This window comes from Variovorax sp. IB41 (assembly GCF_016405905.1).
GTDB lineage: Bacteria > Pseudomonadota > Gammaproteobacteria > Burkholderiales > Burkholderiaceae_C > Variovorax.
In genome coordinates, this window is the sequence record NZ_JAEFCB010000013.1 from 19,603 (window position 1) to 37,426 (window position 17,824).

A 17,824-nucleotide genomic window follows, 5' to 3' on the forward strand; every position below is an offset into this window, starting at 1 on the left:
CCATGTACGCCTTCACACTCGAACGGCCCGCCACCGTGGCCGATGCGGCCAAACTCATCGCCGCGGGCGCCAAGCCGCTCGCCGGCGGCCAGACGCTCCTGGCCTCCATGAAGCTCAGGCTCTCCGCGCCCGAGCAGCTGGTGGACCTGAGCGGCATCAAGGAACTTTCCGGCATCAGGAAGGATGGCGGCACGCTCACCATCGGCGCCATGTCGCGCCACCTGGACGTGGCGAACAACGCTGACGTGAAAGCCGCCTTCCCCGCGCTGGCCGACCTGGCCTCGCGCATCGGCGACCGGCAGGTGCGCGCAATGGGCACCATCGGCGGCTCGGTGGCCAACAACGATCCGGCCGCTTGCTATCCGAGCGCGGTGCTGGGCTCGGGTGCCACCGTGATCACGTCGAAGCGCGAGATCGCGGCCGACGATTTCTTCCTCGGCCTCTTCACCACGGCGCTCGAAGAAGACGAGCTGATCACCGCCATTCGCTTTCCGGTCCCCAAGCGCGCCGTGTACGAGAAGCTGCGCCAGAAGGCCTCGCACTTCCCGCTCGTGGGCATCTTCCTCACGCAGTCCGACAGCGGCGTGCGCGTGGCCGTCACCGGCGCGGGCAACGGCGTGTTCCGCCATGCGGGGCTCGAGGATGCGCTCAACAAGAGCTTCACCGCGGCAGCCGCCGCGGCCGTGAAGATCGATGCGAGCGAACTCAACAGCGACCTGCATGCATCGGCGGCCTACCGCGCGAACCTGATCAGCGTGCTCACGCAGCGCGCCGTGACCAAGGCCCTCGGCTGAAGCAGCGAGCCGCAAGCTGACTGCCGGAAGGCGCGACACCCTCGCGTCTTCCGCTACCCTTTGCCATGATCTTCCCGACCATCGACTCCCTCTCCGAAGGCTTGATGCAGGCCGGCTATTTCGCCGACCGGCGCCTGGCGACCGCCGTGTTCCTCGCGCTCAAGCTGCAGCGTCCGCTGCTGCTCGAGGGCGAGCCGGGCGTCGGCAAGACCGAGCTGGCCAAGGCACTGTCGAAGGCCTTGAGCCGCGAGCTGCTGCGCCTGCAGTGCTACGACGGGCTGGAGCAGCGCGAGGCGCTCTACGAATGGAACTACGCGGCGCAATTGCTGCACATGCGCGCGGCCGAAGCGACGGGCGCGGCGCGCGACGTGGAAGCCGAGGTCTACCAGCCGCACTACCTGATCCGCCGCCCGCTGCTGCAGGCATTGCAGACGCCCGCGCCCGGCGCCGTGCTGCTGATCGATGAAGTGGACCGCGCCGACGAGCCCTTCGAGGCCTTCCTGCTCGAGTACCTGGGCGAATACCAGGTGAGCATTCCCGAACTCGGCACGGTGCGCGCTGTCGTGCCGCCGGTCACCATCCTCACGAGCAACCGCACGCGCGAGCTCAACGATGCGGTCAAGCGCCGCTGCCTCTACCACTGGCTCGACTACCCCGAACGCGAGCGCGAGCTGGCGATCGTGCGGGCCCAGGTGCCGCAGGCGAGCGAGAAGCTCTCGGCGCAGGTGGCCGCCTTCGTCGCGCGGCTGCGCGATGCACCGTTCATCAACGCCTTCCAGCGCGCCCCCGGCATCGCCGAGAGCGTCGAGTGGGCGAGGGCGCTGATCGCGCTCGACACCGTGGAGCTCGATCCCGAAGTGGTGGTCGACACCGCCGGCATCCTCTTCAAGCAGCGCGACGACGTGGCCGCGCTCACGCGCGAGCTGGCGTCGGACCTGCTGAAACCCGAGGAGCCGGTCGCGCCCTGAGCGTGGCCGACGTTCGAGGCGGCTCCGCATGGCCGGCATCCAGCAACTCGGTGACGTCCGCAGCGGCAAGCTGGCCGGCAACATCACCGCGTTCGGGCGTGCGCTGCGGCGCGCGGGCGTGCGCACCGATGCCATGCGCATCGCGCTCGCCGCCGAGGCGGTCACGCTGGTGGGCGTGGAAGACAAGCTGGACCTGAGCGCCGCGATGGAAGCCGTGATGGTCAGCCGCGAGCAGGACCGCATGGTGTTCCGCGAACTCTTCGACGCATGGTTTCGCGACCCGGAGCTCGCGAACAAGCTGCTTGCGCAGATGCTGCCGAGCGCCGAAGGCAAGGCCGAGCCTTCCAAGCGGCGCCCGCGCGTGCGCGAGGCGTTGACCGCCCCGCGCGATCCCGCGAAGCCGGCCGTGGCGGCCAAGCCCGACAAGGAGATCGAGTTCGATGCCGCGATGACATCGAGCGACCGCCAGCGCCTGCAGCATGCGGACTTCAACGCGCTCGGCGCCTCCGAATACCGGCTGGTCGAGCGGCTCGCGCGCGACGTGACGCTGCCGATTCCCTCGTTGCCCTCGCGCCGGTTGCGCGTGGCGGGCGACGCGGGCCGGCAGCAGGCGCGCATGCACTGGCCCGGCGTGCTGCACGAGGCCGCGCGCACCGGCGGCGAGATCCTGCGGCTGCCGCGCCTGGCCCGGCGGGAGCAGCCCCTGCCGCTGTTGGTGCTGGTGGACGTGTCGGGCTCGATGGAGCGCTATGCGCGCCTGCTGCTCGCGTTTTTGCATGCGTCCACGCGCCGGGCCGGGCGGCGCGACGTGTTCGCCTTCGGCACCCGGCTGACAGATTTGACGCCCGCCTTCCGGCTCGCCGACACCGACGCGATGCTCGGCGCGGCCAGCCTCGCCATCGACGATTTCGCGGGTGGCACGCGGCTGGGCAGTTCGCTGGCCGAGCTGCGGCGCTTCCACGCACGCCGCCTCACGGGCCGCCGCACGCTGGTGCTGGTGATCAGCGACGGCCTGGACACCGGCGAGCCCGCGGTGCTGGAGAACGAGCTGCTGTGGCTCAAGCGCCATTCGCGCCGGCTGCTGTGGCTCAACCCGCTGCTGCGCTTCGAGGGCTACGCCCCTCTGGCGCGTGGGGCCACCGTGCTGCACCGGCATGCGGACGCGATGCTCGCGGTCCACAATCTCAGTGCCCTCGAACAACTCGCCACGAGCCTCGCCGCCCTGATGCGGTCCGGCCGCTAGGGCCGCAAGACAACAAGGAAGAACCACCATGGAAATGCTCGGAAACCGCCGCCTCGGCGTCACGCAACAACAGGCCTGGGAAGCGCTCAACGACCCCGAGACGCTCAAGAAGTGCATTCCCGGCTGCGACAAGTTCGAGCTCACCGGCGACAACCAGTACAGCGTGGCGCTCGCACTGAAGATCGGCCCGGTGTCGGCCAAGTTCAGCGGCAAGGTGGTGCTGTCGGACATCGTGGCGCCCGATGGCTACAAGCTCACCTTCGAGGGGCAGGGCGGCGTGGCGGGGTTTGCCAAGGGCTCGTCGAGCGTGACGCTCAAGCAGCTCGCCGGCGCAACGCAAGCGCCTGTTGCGGCGGATGCCGCGCCCGTCGACGGTGCCCCTGCCGAAGCGGTCGCGGCGCCCGTCGGCTGCGAGCTCGACTACACCGTGCAGGCGCAGGTCGGCGGCAAGATCGCCCAGCTGGGCCAGCGCCTGATCGACGGCGCCGCCAAGTCCACCGCCGACGATTTCTTCAAGCGCTTCGAAGCCGAGATGCAGAGCCGCTACGGCCCGCCGCCGGCCGCCGCCGCGGACGCGGCCGAGGCGCCCGCCGAGAAGGCCGGCATGATGTCCGGCCTCATGAAGAAGATGGGTCTGGGCAAGAAGGATGGCGATCCCGCGTCGAACGACGCGAACTGAAGACAACGACGCCATGGAAAACCTCGACGTCATGGTCCTGCGCACGCTGCGCGACTGGCGGCAGGCCGGCAAGCGCGCGCTGCTGACCACGGTGGTGCGCACCTGGGGCTCGTCGCCGCGGCCGGTCGGCTCGATCATGGCGCTGGCGGACGACGGTGCGGTGGTCGGCTCGGTCTCGGGCGGCTGCATCGAGGACGACCTGATCGCGCGCTACAGCCACGCCCACGGCAACGGCGAAGAAGTGCCCCTTGGCACCCCGCCCGCGCTCGTGAAGTACGGCATCACCGCCGACGAGGCGCACCGCTTCGGCCTGCCCTGCGGCGGCACGCTGGAGCTGCTGCTCGAATACGACCCCGACGCCGCCTCGCTCGACACGCTCGTGGCCGAGCTCGAAAAAGGCCGGCTCATGCAGCGCACCGTGGCGCTCGCGAGCGGCGCGGTGAAGCTCGCCGAGGCCACCGCGCCCGACGAGCTCAAGGTGGACGACACCGAGCTCACCAACACCTTCGGCCCCGAGTACCGCATGCTGCTGATCGGTGCCGGCCAGCTCGCGGAATACCTCGCGACCATGGCCAAGTTCAGCGGCTTCGCGGTCACGCTGTGCGACCCGCGCGCCGAGTACCGCACCGCTTGGTCGCTGCCGGGCGTGACGATCACCACCGAGATGCCCGACGACGCGGTGCTGGCCTTCCGGCCCGACCGCCGCAGCTGCGTGGTCGCGCTCACGCACGATCCCAAGCTGGACGACCTCGCGCTGCTCGAGGCGCTGCAGACCGAGGCTTTCTACGTGGGCGCTATCGGCTCGCGACGCAATGCCGACGCGCGGCGCGACCGCATGATCGAGCACTTCGACCAGACGGCCGAATCACTCGCGCGGCTGCGCGGGCCCATCGGCATCTACATCGGCAGCAAGACGCCGCCGGAGATCGCGGTGAGCGTGATGGCGGAAATTCTTGCGGTAAAGAACGCAGTCACATTGCCGCGCGAAGTGGAAGTGGCGCGCGCCAAGGGCATGCAGCAGCTCGCGATGAGCTGATGCGCCTGCGGGCGCGCTGATTCGCGGCCTATTCGACGCCCAGCAGGTCGTAGATCCTGCGCACGTATTCGCCGAACTCGGGGCTGGTCTTCACGTGCAGCTTGCGCGGCTCCGGCAGGTCGATCGGAAAGAAGTCGGCCATGCGCGCGGGCCCTGCCGTCAGCACCGCGCAGTGCGAACCCAGGAACACCGCTTCCTGGATGCTGTGGGTGACGACGATGAAGGTCTTGCGGCTCTGGGCCCAGATGCGCAGCATCTCCAGGTTCATCTTCTCGCGCGTCAATGCGTCGAGCGCGCCGAAGGGTTCGTCCATCAGCACCAGCTTCGGGTCGTGGATCAATGCGCGCGCGATCGCGGCGCGCTGCTGCATGCCGCCCGAGAGCTCGTAGGGCAGCTTGTCGGCAAAGCCAGTGAGGCCGACCATCTCGAGCAGCTCGTGCGCGCGCCGGGTGGCGGCGCGGCGCTCCAGCCCGAGGATGTCGGCGGGCAGCAGCACGTTCTCCAGGATGGTGCGCCACTTGAGCAGCAGCGGCTGCTGGAACACCATGCCGACGTCGCGGCCCGCGTTGAAGCCGCGGCCGTCGGGGCCGCCGATTTCGAGCGTGCCGCCGTCGTGCCCGTGCAGGCCCGAGAGGATCTTGAGCAGCGTCGACTTGCCGCAGCCCGAGGGCCCGACCAGCGAGACGAGGTCGCCGTCGTTCACGTCCATCGTGACGTCGGAGACGGCGAGGAATTCTTCATTCCGCTTGCGGTAGACCTTGCGCAGCTGCCGCATGCGGATGAGCGGCGCGGCCTGCGGCGTCTGCAGCACGGCGCTCATGCCAGCCACCGCGAGAGGTTGTCGCGCACGAAGGCGTCGTCGCCGAGGTCGCCGTGCTGGCGGTAGACGCGGTCGATTTCATCCGACTGCCCATGGCCCAGCCCTTCGGCCGCATCGAGGCACCAGATGCCTTCGAGCAGGCCCTGGCGGCGCAGCACTTCGTGGCAGCCCGCGATGCAGCCGTGGAAGTTGTTGGCCACGTCGAAGAACGCCGCGTTGCAGTCGGTCACGCGCGAATCCAGGGCCAGGAGGCTTGGGCTCAGCGTGCCGCCGTTGGCCGCGAGCTCGGCCTTGATCGATTGCAGCTGCTTCACCGCGCTCGATGTCCACACCGACCAGTGGCCGAGCAGCCCGCCGCGAAAGCGCACCTGCACCGGCGCGCCGTCGCGCATCGCCGCAAACGGCAGCGCGAGGTCGAGCACGATGTGATCGTCGTTGCCCGTGTAGAGGAACACGCGCTCGTCGGCGCGCGCATCGACCAGTCCGCGCACCACGTCGATGGTGCGGTAGCGGTTGAACGGCGCGACCTTGATGGCGAGCACGTTCGGAATCGATGCGAAGCGCCGCCAGAAGTCGCTCGAGAGGATCGGGCCGCCGACCACGGTCTGAAGATAGAAGCCGATCAGCGGAATCTCGCGCGCCACTGCTTCGCAGTGCGCGATGAGCGCGTCTTCCGACGCGCCCGCGAGCGCGGCCAGGCTCAGCAGTCCGGCGTGGTAGCCGAGGGAGACCGCCGTGCGCGCCTCGCCCTCTGCCTGCGCGGTCGGGCCGCAGAGGCCGGCGATCATGGCCATCGGCCGGTCGCTCCATGCGAGGCGGTCCTGCATCGCGGCTTCGAGCACGGTGGGGTAGAGCCCGCGTTCGCGGATCGCGAACTGCGTGGTGTGCACGCCCACCGCCAGGCCGCCGGCGCCGGCGTCCACGTAGTAACGGGTCAGCGCGCGCTGGCGCCGGCGGTCGAACTGGCGCGAGGCATCGAGCGCGAGCGGATGCGCGGGAATCACCGTGCCTTGCGACAGCAGCGCAAGAACGTCGGCGGGCAGGTCGGAGCGGTTCAGTGGCATCTGGAAAGTCCTCAGCCGAACTCGGGTCCGGCGATGGCGTGGATGAAGGCGGGCTGCCCGAGGGGCGGTGCGGTGCCGTTGCGCGTGGCCAGCGCCATGCGTGCGAAGCCGCGCTGCGGCACGAAGCCCGCATCGCGCAGCGCCTGTGCCATGACGGGACGGTCATCGGGCACGTCGACGTAGATGCGGCCGCCCAGGCCTCGCGCGGCCTCCAGCAGCAAGGCCGCGGCGGTGTGCTCCTGTGCGGAGAGCAGCGGCCCGATGTGGTGGGCCGTGCGTCCCGTGCGAACCAGCCCGGACGCCAGGCCGTTGCGCACGCAGCGGCTGTCTTCGCGGCCGAGCAGGTCGGCGAGCACGGCGGGGCGGGCGATGCCGAGCGCCTGGGCGTCCAGTGCCGCGAAGCCGTCGACGGCGGGCTTGTCCGTGGGCAATGCCGTTGCACTCTGCGCGCCGGCTTCCCGCAGCCATCGCGTGAGGCGCCACATCGGCGTGAAGCCGAAACTGGCGTAGAGCGGCTCGCCCTGCGGCGTGGCGTCGAGCATGGCGACGAGGCCCGCGTCTTCCACTTGCTGCAGGCAGCGCGCGAACACGGCGCGGCCCAGGCCCTGCCCACGCGCGGCGGGCATCGCGAGGATCATGCTGATCCAGGCCACGCCCTCCATCGGCAGCACCGCGCCGCTGGCGACGATGATGCCCCGGTCGTCGCGAACCACATGCACCGTGCCCAGGCGCTCGAACAACCGCCAGTCGCGCGCCGTCTGGTTCCAGCCGCTGGCGGCGACCAGCGCGTCGAGCATCGGCGCGTCGGCCGGCGCGATCGATGCGAGCGTCTGGACAGCGGGCGTGGCCACGGCGTCAGTACTTTCCGTCGCGCGATTCGAACTTGGTCGGCTTGCCGTACTGGCGCTGCTCGCGCGAGATCCAGTCGGCCACCCAGCGGATCTGCTGGGCGAGCGGCACGCGCGGGTAGCCGAACAGGCGCTCGGCTTCGCCGGTGTTCATGAGCCAGGCAGTGGGCGCTTCCTGGCCGCTGATCGTCGCGGGCTTTGCGAACTGCCGCGCGAATTCTTCGGCGAGCCAGCGGATGGAGGTCGTCTCGGGTCCGCTCACGTTGAGCGGCGAGGTCGGCACCGTCGCGGCCGCAAGACAGCGCAGCGCCTGCGAATTCGCGTCGCCCTGCCAGATCACGTTGACGTGCCCCATGGTGACGTCGACCGCCTCGCCGCGCCACACCTTGAGCGCCACGTCGGCCAGCACGCCGTAGCGCAGGTCGATGGCGTAGCTCAGGCGAAAGAGGCGCCCCGGCGTGCCGTGCTGCTGCGAGAAATACTCGAACATGCGCTCGCGGCCCACGCACGAGTTGGCGTACTCGCCGGGCGGATTGGGCGCATCGCCCTCGCTCGCGCCCTGGCCGATCACCGGCACGAAGGGGTACACGCAGGCCGTGGAGAAGGCCACGATGCGAGAGGCGCGAAAGTGCTCCGCCACCAGCGCCGGCACGTGCGCGTTCATGGCCCAGGTGAGCGGGTTGTTGGCGTCCGCGCCGAACTTGCGGCCGGCCATGAAGACCACGTTGGCGCAGGGCGGCAGCGCGGCGATGGCGGCGCGGTCGAGCAGGTCGCAGGCGATGGTCTCGATGCCGTGCGCCTGGAGCGCCTCGCGCACGCCGGCTTCGCTGAAGCGCGCGACGGCGATCACGCGGCGCCCGGGCATCGCGTTCTTCGCCAGGCGCGCGAGGGTGGGGCCCATCTTGCCGCCGACGCCCAGGATCATGAGGTCGCCATCGATGCGCGCCATGTCGCGCACGAGGTCGCGCGAGGGCGTGGCCAGATAGTCTTCCAGCGCGGCTTCGGTCTCGAAGCGCTCGGGAAAGGGGAGGTCGTCGAGGACTGCGGATGTGGTCATTGGATTCTTGCGTCCTGGGTGATGAAGAGGCGCTCCAGCAGGAGCACCAGCAGGCAGAGCAGCACGCCCAGGCCCGTGATGAGCAGCACGGCCATGAAGACCGCGGGCGTGTCCAGCGAGGCCTGGACCTGGATCATCAGGTAGCCCAGGCCGCGTTCCGAGGCGATGAACTCGCCGACCACCGCGCCCGCCACGGCGAGGATGGTCGCGACCTTCATGCCCGAGAACAGGTACGGCAGCGAGCCCGGCAGCTGGATGTAGCGAAACAGCTGCCAGCGCGAGCCCTTGAGCGCGCGCACGAGGTCCAGCAGCTCGGGCTCGGTCTCGTTCAGGCCGCGGATGGTGGTCAGCAGGATCGGGAAGAAGCACAGGCTGAAGGTGATGAGGATGTTCGGCCCGATGCCGTAGCTGAACCACACGATGACCAGCGGGCCCATCGCCACCTTGGGAATCATGTTGAGCGTGACCAGGAGCGGAAACACCAGCAGCATCAGCCGGCGGCTGGTGATGAAGAGCAGCGCGCAGAGGATGCCCAGCGCGAGCCCGAGCGCGTAGCCGCCGAACACTTCGAGCGCCGTGACGCCGGTGTTCTTGAGCCAGCTGTAGTTCGGGTTGGCCAGCGTGGCCAGCACCTTGGACGGAGCGGGCAGGATGAAAGGCTGGATCGCGAAGACCCGGACCACGACTTCCCACAGCGCGATGCCCGCCAGGTGCACCGCGACGACGGCAGCCCAGCGCTGCCATTCGGGGCGCTCGCCCAAAACGGGCGAAACCTCCGGGCGGGGCGCGGGAGCAGGGGGCGCCAGCGCGCCGTCAGGTGCCGTCATCTCGATTCCTGGGTCTTGGAAAGCAATGCGGCGAATCATAGGATTCGCGTCGACCCGAGTCAACCAACTGGTTGATAAATTTCGAGAGCGAGGGTTTTCAGGGACGCAGCGCGTTCAGCGCGAACTCCACCACGTGCCGCCGGCGCTTGAGCAGCGCGCCGCGCGAGTCCAGCGCCTTGCCGAAGATGGCCGACAGCGTGTGGTTGTTGGAGAAGAAGAAATACGAAATGCCCGCGATCGAGATGTACAGGTTGATCGCATCGAAGTCGGGCCGGAACACGCCCGAGGCGACGCCGCGCTCCAGCGTGGCTTCGAGCATCTCGATGAAGGGCGAGTGCATCTTCTGCAGCCGCTCCGATGCGCGCAGGTGCGTGCCGTGGTTGCGGTTCTCGTCAGCCAGGAGGGCGATGAACTCGGGGTGCTCGGCTAGGTAGTCGAAGGAGAACGCGACCAGCTGCGCCATCGCCTCCATGGGCTCGAGCTCGCCGAGCGTGAGCTTCTTTTCCTTCTCGCGGATCTCGGCGTAGACCGACTCGAGCGCCACCAGGTACAGGCCCTGCTTGTTGTCGAAGTAGTGATAGACGAGTTGCTTGTTGACCCCGGCGGCCGAGGCGATTTCGTCGACGCGCGCGCCCGCGAAGCCCTTGGTGGCGAACTCGGCCACGGCCGCATCGATGAGCGCCTGCTTGGCCGAAGCCGGGTCGCGCTCGCGCTTGGTGGCCGCGACGGCGGCCGTGGCGGTGGCGGTGCGTGTGGAAGAGGGTGCGGGCATGGTGGATGGATTCTGGCCTGTTGCCGGGGCTGTCTCGATTGCCTATCAACCAAACAGTTGGTAATATAAATTTCAGGTTCTGTTTTTACCTTCTTTTGGAGCGACCCGCATGAAAAAGCTGCTGCCGGCCCTCGGCGCCACCGCGATGTTGATGGCCTCGATTCCCGCCGCGTTCGCGGCCGATGCCATGGGCCTCACGCTCAACTGGACGCCCACGGCCGACCACGCGCCGATCTACTACGCCAAGGCCAAGGGCTGGTACAGCGAAGCGGGCATCGACCTGAACATCGAGGCCGGCAAGGGCTCGGCGGTGTCGGCGCAGCGCGTGGGCACGGGCGGCAGCGAGCTGGGCATTTCCGACCTGCCCACCACCATCCAGGCCAGGGGCAAGGGCGCCGACGTGAAGGCGGTGATGGTGATCTATGCGAACAGCCCGCAGGGCTTCTACTGGCTCAAGTCCTCGGGCATCGGCGGCCCCAAGGACTTCGCGGGCCGCAAGATCGGCAACCCGCCGGGCGACGCGGCGCGCCTCATGTGGCCGGCCTTCGCCAAGAAGGTGGGGCTCGATCCGGCCAGCGTCACCTTCGTGAACGTGAGCCCGCAGGCCAAGGTGGCGGCGCTCAAGAGCAAGTCGGTGGACATCATCAGCGACTTCTACAACGAGCACGACCTGAAGGCGCGCGAGTTCGGCGCCGACCTGGGCTTCCAGCCCTGGCGCGATGCGGGCGTGAACGTGTACGGCAACTCGCTGATCGTGAACGGCGCCTACCTGGCCAAGAACGCGGCGCAGGTGAAGAAGTTCGTGGCGGTGACGCAGCGCGCCTACGACGCCTGCGTGAAGGAGTTCGACCCCTGCCTGCAGGCGCTCACGGCCAGCGTGAGCGGTCTCACTCCGGACAACCAGCGCAACCAGTGGAATCGCATCAAGCAGCTGATGCGCGACGACACCACCACCAAGGTGGCGCTCGGCGCCTTCGACGACAAGCGGGTGAAGGCGGACTACGAGCTGGTGTCCTCGCTGATCGGCATCGACAAGCCCTACGACCCCGCGACGCTCTTCACCAACGAATTCCTCGACAAGAGCGTGCGCATGGCGCCCAACTGAAGCGGGGCGCTTCGCGCGGCTTCTGCGTCAGCCCGACTTCGCCTGCGGCGGCACGTTGCCGCCCTTTTGCCGCTCGCGAAAGAGCGCCGCGCGCATCAGGAAGATGGTGGTGATCGGCGTGGTGAGCGCGATGAACAGCACGATCAATATCGCGTGCAGGAACAGGCTGTAGCCCTGCACCGAGAAGTAGACGATGGTGGCGATCGTCATGCACCACACGCCCACCGTCGCGCCCAGCGTCGGCGCGTGGATGCGGCGGAAAAAGGTGGGCAGCCGCACGAGGCCGAAGGAGCCGATCGCCGCGAAGGCGGCGCCCAGTACGGCGAATACGGCAGTGACGATCTCCGCCCAGAGCGGCAGCGGGCCGACGATGAAGTCCGTCATTCGATCACCTCCCCGCGCAGCAGGAACTTGGCCATCGCCGTCGAGCCGACGAAGCCGAAGATCGCCACCAGCAGCGCGGCCTCGAAGTACACGTTGCTCGCGTAGTTGATGCCCAGCACCAGCATCATGAGCATGCCGTTGACGTAGAGGCAGTCCAGCGCCATCACGCGGTCTTGCGCCGACGGGCCGATCAGCAGCCGCGAGACCGCGCAGAGCATGGCTACCGCGAGCAGGAAGAGCGCGGCCTTCAGGGCCCAGAAAAGGATCGGCGTCATGATTCGAAGATCTCCATCAGCGGGCGCTCGTAGCGCGTCTTGATCATCGCGACGAAGGCGGCCTCGTCGTCCAGGTCGAACACGTGGATCAGCAGCGTGCTGCGGTCGAACGCCACCTCGCCCCAGGCGGTGCCGGGCGTGAGGCACAGGACCATCGCGAGCACCGCCAGGCCGTTGGGGTCGCGCATGTCCAGCGGGATCTGCACGAAGCTCGCGCCGATGCGGGAACTGCGGCGCGTGAGCAGCAGCCGGGCCACATCCCAGGCGGACTTGAGCATGTCGAAGGTGACGACGAACGAAAGCCGCAGCGCCACGCCGGGCTTGCGCATGCGCACGGTGGCCGGGCGCAGGCCCTTGGTGAGGAGGGGCACGGCAATGGCCAGCACCAGCGCCATGAGCAGCGTGGGCGCGTCCAGCGACTGGTTCAGCAGCAGCCAGACGATGAAGAGCGCGAAAGACAGCGGCGGCGACGGAATCCAGCGTTTCATGGCGCGGCTCCCTTCACCGGCACCTTGGCGGGCGCCACCATTGGGTTGGGCACCTGCGTGGCGCCCATCACGGCGTTGCGGTAGGTCTCGGGATTCTTCAGGCCGTTGGCGGTGGCCTTGGCATGCTGCATCACGGGCTCGGCCCACACGGTCAGCGCCACGCAGGCGGCGAGCAGCGCGGCCACCGGCAGCACTTCGAGCGCGGGCAACGACGGCATCGTGGGATGCGGCTGCGTCCAGAAATGGCGGATGCCGGTGCGGCTCAAGGCGATCAGCGAGAGAAAGCCCGAGACGATCAGGAGCGCCAGGAAGATCCACCCGGCCATCGCCACGCCCTTCGCGCCGAGCAGGCCCGAGAGCATCGCGAACTTGCCGACGAAGCCCGACAGCGGCGGCAGCCCCGCCAGCAGCAGCGTGCAGCCCATGAAGCTCAGGCCGAGGAACGCGACGCCGGCGGGAATCGCGCGGCCGTAGAGCGCCTGCGCCTCGTCGTCCAGGTTCACGTCGGACATGGCGCTCAGGTCTTCGGCGAGGAAGGGCGCGTTGCCCGCGGCTTCGTGCGGCGCGACGCTCATGCCGGCGTTGCGCCAGCGCTCGATCATGTCGATCAAAAGGAAGAAAGCGCTCACCGCGAGTGTCGAACTCAGAAGGTAATAGAGCGCGCCGGCCCACACGTCCGGTTGTCCGAGGCCGACCGCCGCGAGCAAGGTGCCGGCCGACACCAGCACGCTGAAGCCCGCGAGGTTCGACAGCCGCTGCGTGCCGACGATGCCGATGGCGCCGACGAACAGCGTCGCGAGACCGATGCCCACGAGCGCCGCCTGTCCGAAGGCGGCCGAGTCGCCGGTGTCGGGTGCGAAGAGCACGGTCCAGAGCCTGAGCACCGTGTACACGCCCAGCTTGGTGAGCAATGCGAACACGGCCCCCACGGGCGACACCGCCGCGCTGTAGGCCGGCACGAGCCAGAAGTTGAGCGGCCAGGCGCCCGCCTTGGCGAAGAACGCCGTCGCAAGAATCGCGGCCGCCGCATGCACCAGGCCGCGGTCGCCCGGCGCGAGCTCGGCGATGCGCACGCCCAGGTCCGCCATGTTGAGCGTGCCGGTCACGCCGTAGAGGATGGCCGCGCCGATGAGGAACAGCGATGAGGCCGCGAGGTTGATCGCGATGTACTGCAGCCCCGCCTGCACGCGCAGGCGCCCCGAGCCGTGCAGCAGGAGGCCGTAGGAAGCCGCGAGCATCACCTCGAAGAACACGAACAGGTTGAACAGGTCGCCCGTGAGGAACGCGCCGTTCAGGCCCATGAGCTGCAGCTGCAGCAGCGGATGGAAGTGCACGCCCGCGCGGTCCCAGCGCGAGGTGGAATAGATCGAGGCGGCGAAGGCGATGACGCCGGTGAGCGCCACCATCATCGTGGAGAGCCGGTCGGCCACCAGCACGATGCCGAAGGGCGCGCGCCAGTTGCCGGGCAGGTACACGCCGATGGAGCCGGGGCCGCCGCCGGTGTCGGGCGCGTTCACCCAGCGCAGCAGCGCGAGCGCGGCCAGGAGGCCGACCAGGCCCGAGACCACGCTCAGCGCGGACTTGGCGCGGCGGCGGTTCTCGCCCAGCAGCAGCATGAGCGCGGCGGTGAGCATCGGCACGAGGATCGGCACCGCCACCAGGTGCGGCATGCTGAACTCCAGAAACCGGTCGAGCAGGTGGAAGACTTCTGTCATTCCGCCTCCTTGCGCTCTTCACCGTCCACATGGTCGGTGCCCGTGAGGCCGCGCGATGCGAGCATGACGACCAGGAACAGCGCCGTCATCGCAAAGCCGATCACGATGGCGGTGAGCACCAGCGCCTGGGGCATCGGGTCGGCCGTGTTGGCCAGCGTCGATTCGATGCCCTTGATGAGCACCGGCTCGCTGTCGACCTTGAGCCGGCCCATGCTGAAGATGAAGAGGTTGACCGCGTACGAGATCAGCGTGAGCCCCATGATCACCTGGAAGGTGCGCGGGCGCAGCAGCAGGTAGACACCCGAGCCGGTGAGCACGCCGATGGCCAGGGCGAGCACGATTTCCATCAGTGCGCTCCCTCCACGGCTTCGGATTGGGCCTGCGCTTCTTTCTCGGCCTGCTCGTCGGCCCAGCGGTGGCTGCGGATGGACTGGTGGGCCAGCGCGGTGAGGATCAGCATCGTGGCGCCGAGCACCAGCGCGAACACGCCGATGTCGAAGAACAGGGCGCTGGGCACGTGGATCTCGCCCAGGAGCGGCAGGTGCACGTGCGCGGTGTGCGTGGTGAGGAACGGGTACCCCAGGAACACCGCGCCGCTGCCGGTGGCCAGTGCGAACAGGAGGCCGATGGCGATCCAGCGGCGCGGGTAGATGCGCAGGTGCTCCTCGACCCACTCGGTGCCCGAGACGATGAACTGCAGCACCAGCGCCACCGACATCACCAGCCCCGCGACGAAGCCCCCGCCCGGCGCGTTGTGCCCGCGCATGAAGAAGTAGACCGACACCAGCACCGCGAGCGGCAGCAAAAGGCGCACCAGCACGGCCGGCACCATGAGGTAGCCGACGGCGGTGTCTTTCGCCAGGCGCGGGTTCAGGAGGTCGCTGCTGCCGTCGTCGATCTGCTGGCGCTGCTGGATCGGCAGCGCCATCGATTCGATGGCCGGGCGAAAGCGCCGCAAGAGCGCGTACACCGTGAGCGCCACCACGCCGAGCACGGTGATCTCGCCGAAGGTGTCGAAGCCGCGGAAATCGACCAGCATCACGTTGACCACGTTGGTGCCGCCGCCTTCGGTGAGCGCGTGTTCGAGGAAGAAGGGCGAGATGCTCTGCGGGAAGTTGCGCGTCATCAGGGCCCAGGCCAGCGCGGCCATGCCGCAGCCCGCGATGGTGGCCACCAGCAGGTCGCGCCCGCGGCGGCCCCAGGGGCGAAGGCGTGCGCGGGCGGGCTGGATGACGTCCTTGCTGCGCATCGGCAGCCAGCGCAGGCCCAGCAGGATGAGCACGGTGGTCACGGCCTCGACCACCAGCTGCGTGAGGGCGAGGTCCGGCGCGGAGAACCAGATGTACGTCACGCACGAGACGAGGCCGGCAGCGGAGGCCAGCATGAGCGCGGCGAGCCGGTGGAACTTGGCCTGCCAGGCGGCGGCCAGCGCGCAGGTACCGCCGATGAGCCACATCATCGCGAACATCGGCGAGAAGGGCAGCAGCTCGCGCGTGCCGGGGGCCGTGGGCGTGGCCCAGAGCGACGCCGCGGCGCCCGCGACGGCCACCGCCACGAGCAGCAGCAGCTGCGACTGCATGCGGCGCGTGCCGAACAGGCGCCGGCTGCGGCGGCCCGTTTCGCTCAGCAGCGCGAGCAGGTGCTCGAAGATGACCTGGCCGTCGAAGCGATGCAGGAGCGGCGTGTGTTCGAGGCCGCCTCCCGCGCGGCGGCGGCGCTGCAGCAGGTAGAGCGCGGCGCCGCCCGCGAGCGCGACGAAGCTCATCACCAGCGGCAGGTTGAAGCCGTGCCACACCGCCAGGCTGTACTCGGGCAGCGTGCCGCCGACCACCGGCGTCGCGGCCGCCGCCAGCAGCGGTCCGACCGACCAGGCCGGCACCACGCCCACCACGAGGCACACCAGCACCAGCAACTCGACCGGCACGCGCATCCAGTGCGGCGGCTCGTGCGGATGCTTGGGCACTTCGTCGCCGCAGGGCGGGCCGAAGAACACGTCGAACACGAAGCGCGCCGAATACGCCACGCTGAAGATGCCCGCGATGGTGGCGATGACCGGCAGGCTGAAATCGACCCACGGCGTGGACTGGATGAACACCGTCTCGGCGAAGAACATTTCCTTCGAGAGAAAGCCGTTGAGCAGCGGCACGCCGGCCATCGAGGCGCTGGCGATGATGGCCAGCGTGCCGGTGATCGGCATGAGGCGCATCAGGCCGCTCAGCTTGCGGATGTCGCGCGTGCCGGTCTCGTGGTCAATGATGCCGGCGGCCATGAAGAGCGAGGCCTTGAAGGTCGCGTGGTTCATGACGTGGAACACCGCCGCCACGGCCGCGAGCGGGCTATTGAGGCCCAGCAGCAGCGTGATGAGCCCCAGGTGCGAGATCGTCGAGTAGGCCAGCAGCGCCTTCAGGTCGCGCTGGAACATCGCGATGAAGCCTCCGAGCAGCAGCGTGATCGCGCCCGCGCCGCCCACCAGCCAGAACCACTGCTCGGTGCCCGAGAGCACGGGCCACAGGCGCGCCATGAGGAACACGCCCAGCTTCACCATGGTGGCCGAGTGCAGGTACGCCGACACCGGCGTGGGCGCGGCCATGGCGCGCGGCAGCCAGAAATGGAACGGGAACTGCGCGCTCTTGGTGAAGGCGCCCAGCAGCACCAGCACCAGCGCGACGGGGTAGAGCGCATGCGCGCGGATCAGGTCGCCCGAGGCGAGCACCACGTCCAGCTCGTAGCTGCCGGTGATGCGCCCCAGCACCAGCACGCCGGCCAGCAGGCACAGCCCGCCCGCGCCGGTGACCGTGAGTGCCATGCGCGCGCCGCGCCGCGCGTCGCGCCGGTGGTGCCAGTAGCCGATGAGCAGGAAGGAGAAGAGGCTGGTGAGCTCCCAGAACAGCACCATCTGCACGAGGTTGCCCGAGAGCACCACGCCCATCATCGCGCCCATGAACGCGAGGAAGAACGAGAAGAAGCGCGGCACCGGGTCGGAGGCCGACATGTAGTAGCGCGCATAGAGCACCACCAGCGCGCCGATGCCCAGCACCAGCATGCAGAAAAGCCACGCGAAGCCGTCCATGCGGAACACGAGGTTCAGGCCGAGGGCGGGGAGCCATTCGATCTCTTGCCTGAGCACGTTGCCGTGCGCGATCTGCGGAAAGAGCCATGCGGCCTGGATGGCGCAGCCCAATGCGACGAGGCCCGCGAGGGTCGACTCCCTGTTGCGCGCGTTGGACGGCATCAACGCGGCCAGCACGCTGGCGATGAATGGAAGTGCGACGAGAAAGACCAGGGGCATTGGGGTCGATTCTATCGGCGGCCCCTCTGGGAGGGCCTATCTATAACCGCAGGACATGGGGCAGTTTCCGGCGCGATCAGGCCGCGAAGGCCTGCACCGTGCGGATGCCCAGCCAGGTGCAAAAAAGCGAGCCGCCCAGGTGCGCCGCGGCCGTGAGCAGGGCCACGCCGAGCCGGCCTTCGAGCAGCATGGTCGTGACCTCGGCCGAGAAGCTGGAGAACGTGGTGAGCCCGCCGAGAAAGCCAGTCACCAGCGCGAGCCGCCAGACCGGATCGAGGTCGGGCAGCAACTGGAACGCGGCGATGGCGATGCCGATAAGGTAGCCGCCGATCAGGTTGGCCGCCAGCGTGCCCCAGGGCATGAGCCCGCCCGCGCCGAACCACAGGGCCAGGCCCCAGCGGGCCAGGGCGCCGATGGAGGCGCCGACGCAGATCGCAAGAATCGAAAGAAGCATGCGTCT

At 69.0% G+C, this 17,824-nt stretch carries 19 protein-coding genes; 6 read left to right on the top strand and 13 right to left on the bottom strand.

Annotation, left to right across the window (positions count from 1 at the left end; translation table 11 throughout):
* Positions 1–2 precede the first annotated feature (2 nt).
* The 5 genes from JC881_RS21685 to JC881_RS21705 all read left to right on the top strand — a co-directional run bounded on the left by JC881_RS21685 (position 3) and on the right by JC881_RS21705 (position 4,720).
* Positions 3–794, top strand: coding sequence for an FAD binding domain-containing protein (locus tag JC881_RS21685; protein WP_198787750.1), 792 nt, complete (start codon positions 3–5; stop codon positions 792–794).
* Between the two features lie 65 nt (positions 795–859).
* Positions 860–1,762, top strand: coding sequence for an AAA family ATPase (locus JC881_RS21690; protein WP_198787751.1), 903 nt, complete (start codon positions 860–862; stop codon positions 1,760–1,762).
* Positions 1,763–1,790: 28 nt separating this feature from the next.
* Positions 1,791–3,005: a vWA domain-containing protein gene (locus tag JC881_RS21695; protein WP_198787752.1), complete on the top strand. Its 1,215-nt coding sequence runs from the start codon at positions 1,791–1,793 to the stop codon at positions 3,003–3,005.
* Positions 3,006–3,033: 28 nt separating this feature from the next.
* A complete protein-coding gene (locus JC881_RS21700; protein WP_198787753.1) occupies positions 3,034–3,684 on the top strand; it encodes a CoxG family protein in 651 nt (216 codons plus the stop codon).
* Positions 3,685–3,697: 13 nt separating this feature from the next.
* Positions 3,698–4,720: an XdhC family protein gene (locus JC881_RS21705; protein WP_198787754.1), complete on the top strand. Its 1,023-nt coding sequence runs from the start codon at positions 3,698–3,700 to the stop codon at positions 4,718–4,720.
* Positions 4,721–4,748: 28 nt separating this feature from the next.
* Here JC881_RS21705 and JC881_RS21710 read toward each other — a convergent pair whose 3' ends face one another.
* The 6 genes from JC881_RS21710 to JC881_RS21735 form a co-directional block, all read right to left on the bottom strand.
* Positions 4,749–5,540: an ABC transporter ATP-binding protein gene (locus JC881_RS21710; RefSeq protein ID WP_198787755.1), complete on the bottom strand. Its 792-nt coding sequence runs from the start codon at positions 5,538–5,540 to the stop codon at positions 4,749–4,751.
* Positions 5,537–6,604 (bottom strand): dihydrodipicolinate synthase family protein, encoded by a 1,068-nt coding sequence (locus JC881_RS21715; RefSeq protein WP_198787756.1) that lies wholly within the window; start codon positions 6,602–6,604, stop codon positions 5,537–5,539. The genes JC881_RS21710 and JC881_RS21715 overlap by 4 nt, the downstream gene beginning before the upstream one ends.
* Before the next feature lie 11 nt (positions 6,605–6,615).
* Positions 6,616–7,455, bottom strand: a complete 840-nt coding sequence (locus JC881_RS21720) for a GNAT family N-acetyltransferase (protein ID WP_198787757.1) — start codon at positions 7,453–7,455, stop codon at positions 6,616–6,618.
* Positions 7,456–7,459: 4 nt separating this feature from the next.
* On the bottom strand, positions 7,460–8,509 hold the full coding sequence (locus JC881_RS21725; protein ID WP_198787758.1) for an NAD-dependent epimerase/dehydratase family protein: 1,050 nt from the start codon (positions 8,507–8,509) through the stop codon (positions 7,460–7,462).
* Positions 8,506–9,336, bottom strand: coding sequence for an ABC transporter permease (locus JC881_RS21730; protein ID WP_198787759.1), 831 nt, complete (start codon positions 9,334–9,336; stop codon positions 8,506–8,508). The genes JC881_RS21725 and JC881_RS21730 overlap by 4 nt, the downstream gene beginning before the upstream one ends.
* Positions 9,337–9,433: 97 nt before the next feature.
* Positions 9,434–10,108 carry a TetR family transcriptional regulator gene (locus JC881_RS21735; protein ID WP_198787760.1) on the bottom strand — a complete coding sequence of 225 codons (675 nt, stop codon included), beginning with the start codon at positions 10,106–10,108 and terminating at the stop codon, positions 9,434–9,436.
* 109 nt (positions 10,109–10,217) lie between these two features.
* Here JC881_RS21735 and JC881_RS21740 point away from each other — a divergent pair, with 109 nt between their 5' ends.
* Positions 10,218–11,213 carry an ABC transporter substrate-binding protein gene (locus tag JC881_RS21740; protein WP_233101956.1) on the top strand — a complete coding sequence of 332 codons (996 nt, stop codon included), beginning with the start codon at positions 10,218–10,220 and terminating at the stop codon, positions 11,211–11,213.
* Between the two features lie 27 nt (positions 11,214–11,240).
* On the opposite strand, the gene mnhG is transcribed toward JC881_RS21740, so the two are convergent.
* The 7 genes from mnhG to crcB form a co-directional block, all read right to left on the bottom strand.
* Complete coding sequence (gene mnhG, locus JC881_RS21745; protein ID WP_198787761.1) at positions 11,241–11,597, bottom strand: monovalent cation/H(+) antiporter subunit G; 357 nt, start codon at positions 11,595–11,597, stop codon at positions 11,241–11,243.
* Positions 11,594–11,872 carry a K+/H+ antiporter subunit F gene (locus JC881_RS21750; RefSeq protein WP_198787762.1) on the bottom strand — a complete coding sequence of 93 codons (279 nt, stop codon included), beginning with the start codon at positions 11,870–11,872 and terminating at the stop codon, positions 11,594–11,596. The genes mnhG and JC881_RS21750 overlap by 4 nt, the downstream gene beginning before the upstream one ends.
* Entirely contained in the window at positions 11,869–12,360 is a 492-nt protein-coding gene (locus JC881_RS21755) for a Na+/H+ antiporter subunit E (RefSeq protein WP_198787763.1), read from the bottom strand. The genes JC881_RS21750 and JC881_RS21755 overlap by 4 nt, the downstream gene beginning before the upstream one ends.
* Positions 12,357–14,075 carry a monovalent cation/H+ antiporter subunit D gene (locus JC881_RS21760; protein ID WP_198787764.1) on the bottom strand — a complete coding sequence of 573 codons (1,719 nt, stop codon included), beginning with the start codon at positions 14,073–14,075 and terminating at the stop codon, positions 12,357–12,359. Before JC881_RS21760 ends, JC881_RS21755 begins: the two co-directional genes overlap by 4 nt.
* The gene (locus JC881_RS21765) at positions 14,072–14,422 is read right to left on the bottom strand and encodes a Na+/H+ antiporter subunit C (RefSeq protein WP_042582397.1); all 351 of its coding nucleotides are present in this window, start codon (positions 14,420–14,422) and stop codon (positions 14,072–14,074) included. Before JC881_RS21765 ends, JC881_RS21760 begins: the two co-directional genes overlap by 4 nt.
* On the bottom strand, positions 14,422–17,364 hold the full coding sequence (locus tag JC881_RS21770; protein ID WP_198787765.1) for a monovalent cation/H+ antiporter subunit A: 2,943 nt from the start codon (positions 17,362–17,364) through the stop codon (positions 14,422–14,424). Before JC881_RS21770 ends, JC881_RS21765 begins: the two co-directional genes overlap by 1 nt.
* 76 nt (positions 17,365–17,440) lie before the next feature.
* The gene (gene crcB / locus JC881_RS21775; protein WP_198787766.1) at positions 17,441–17,818 is read right to left on the bottom strand and encodes a fluoride efflux transporter CrcB; all 378 of its coding nucleotides are present in this window, start codon (positions 17,816–17,818) and stop codon (positions 17,441–17,443) included.
* Between the last annotated feature and the right edge of the window lie 6 nt (positions 17,819–17,824).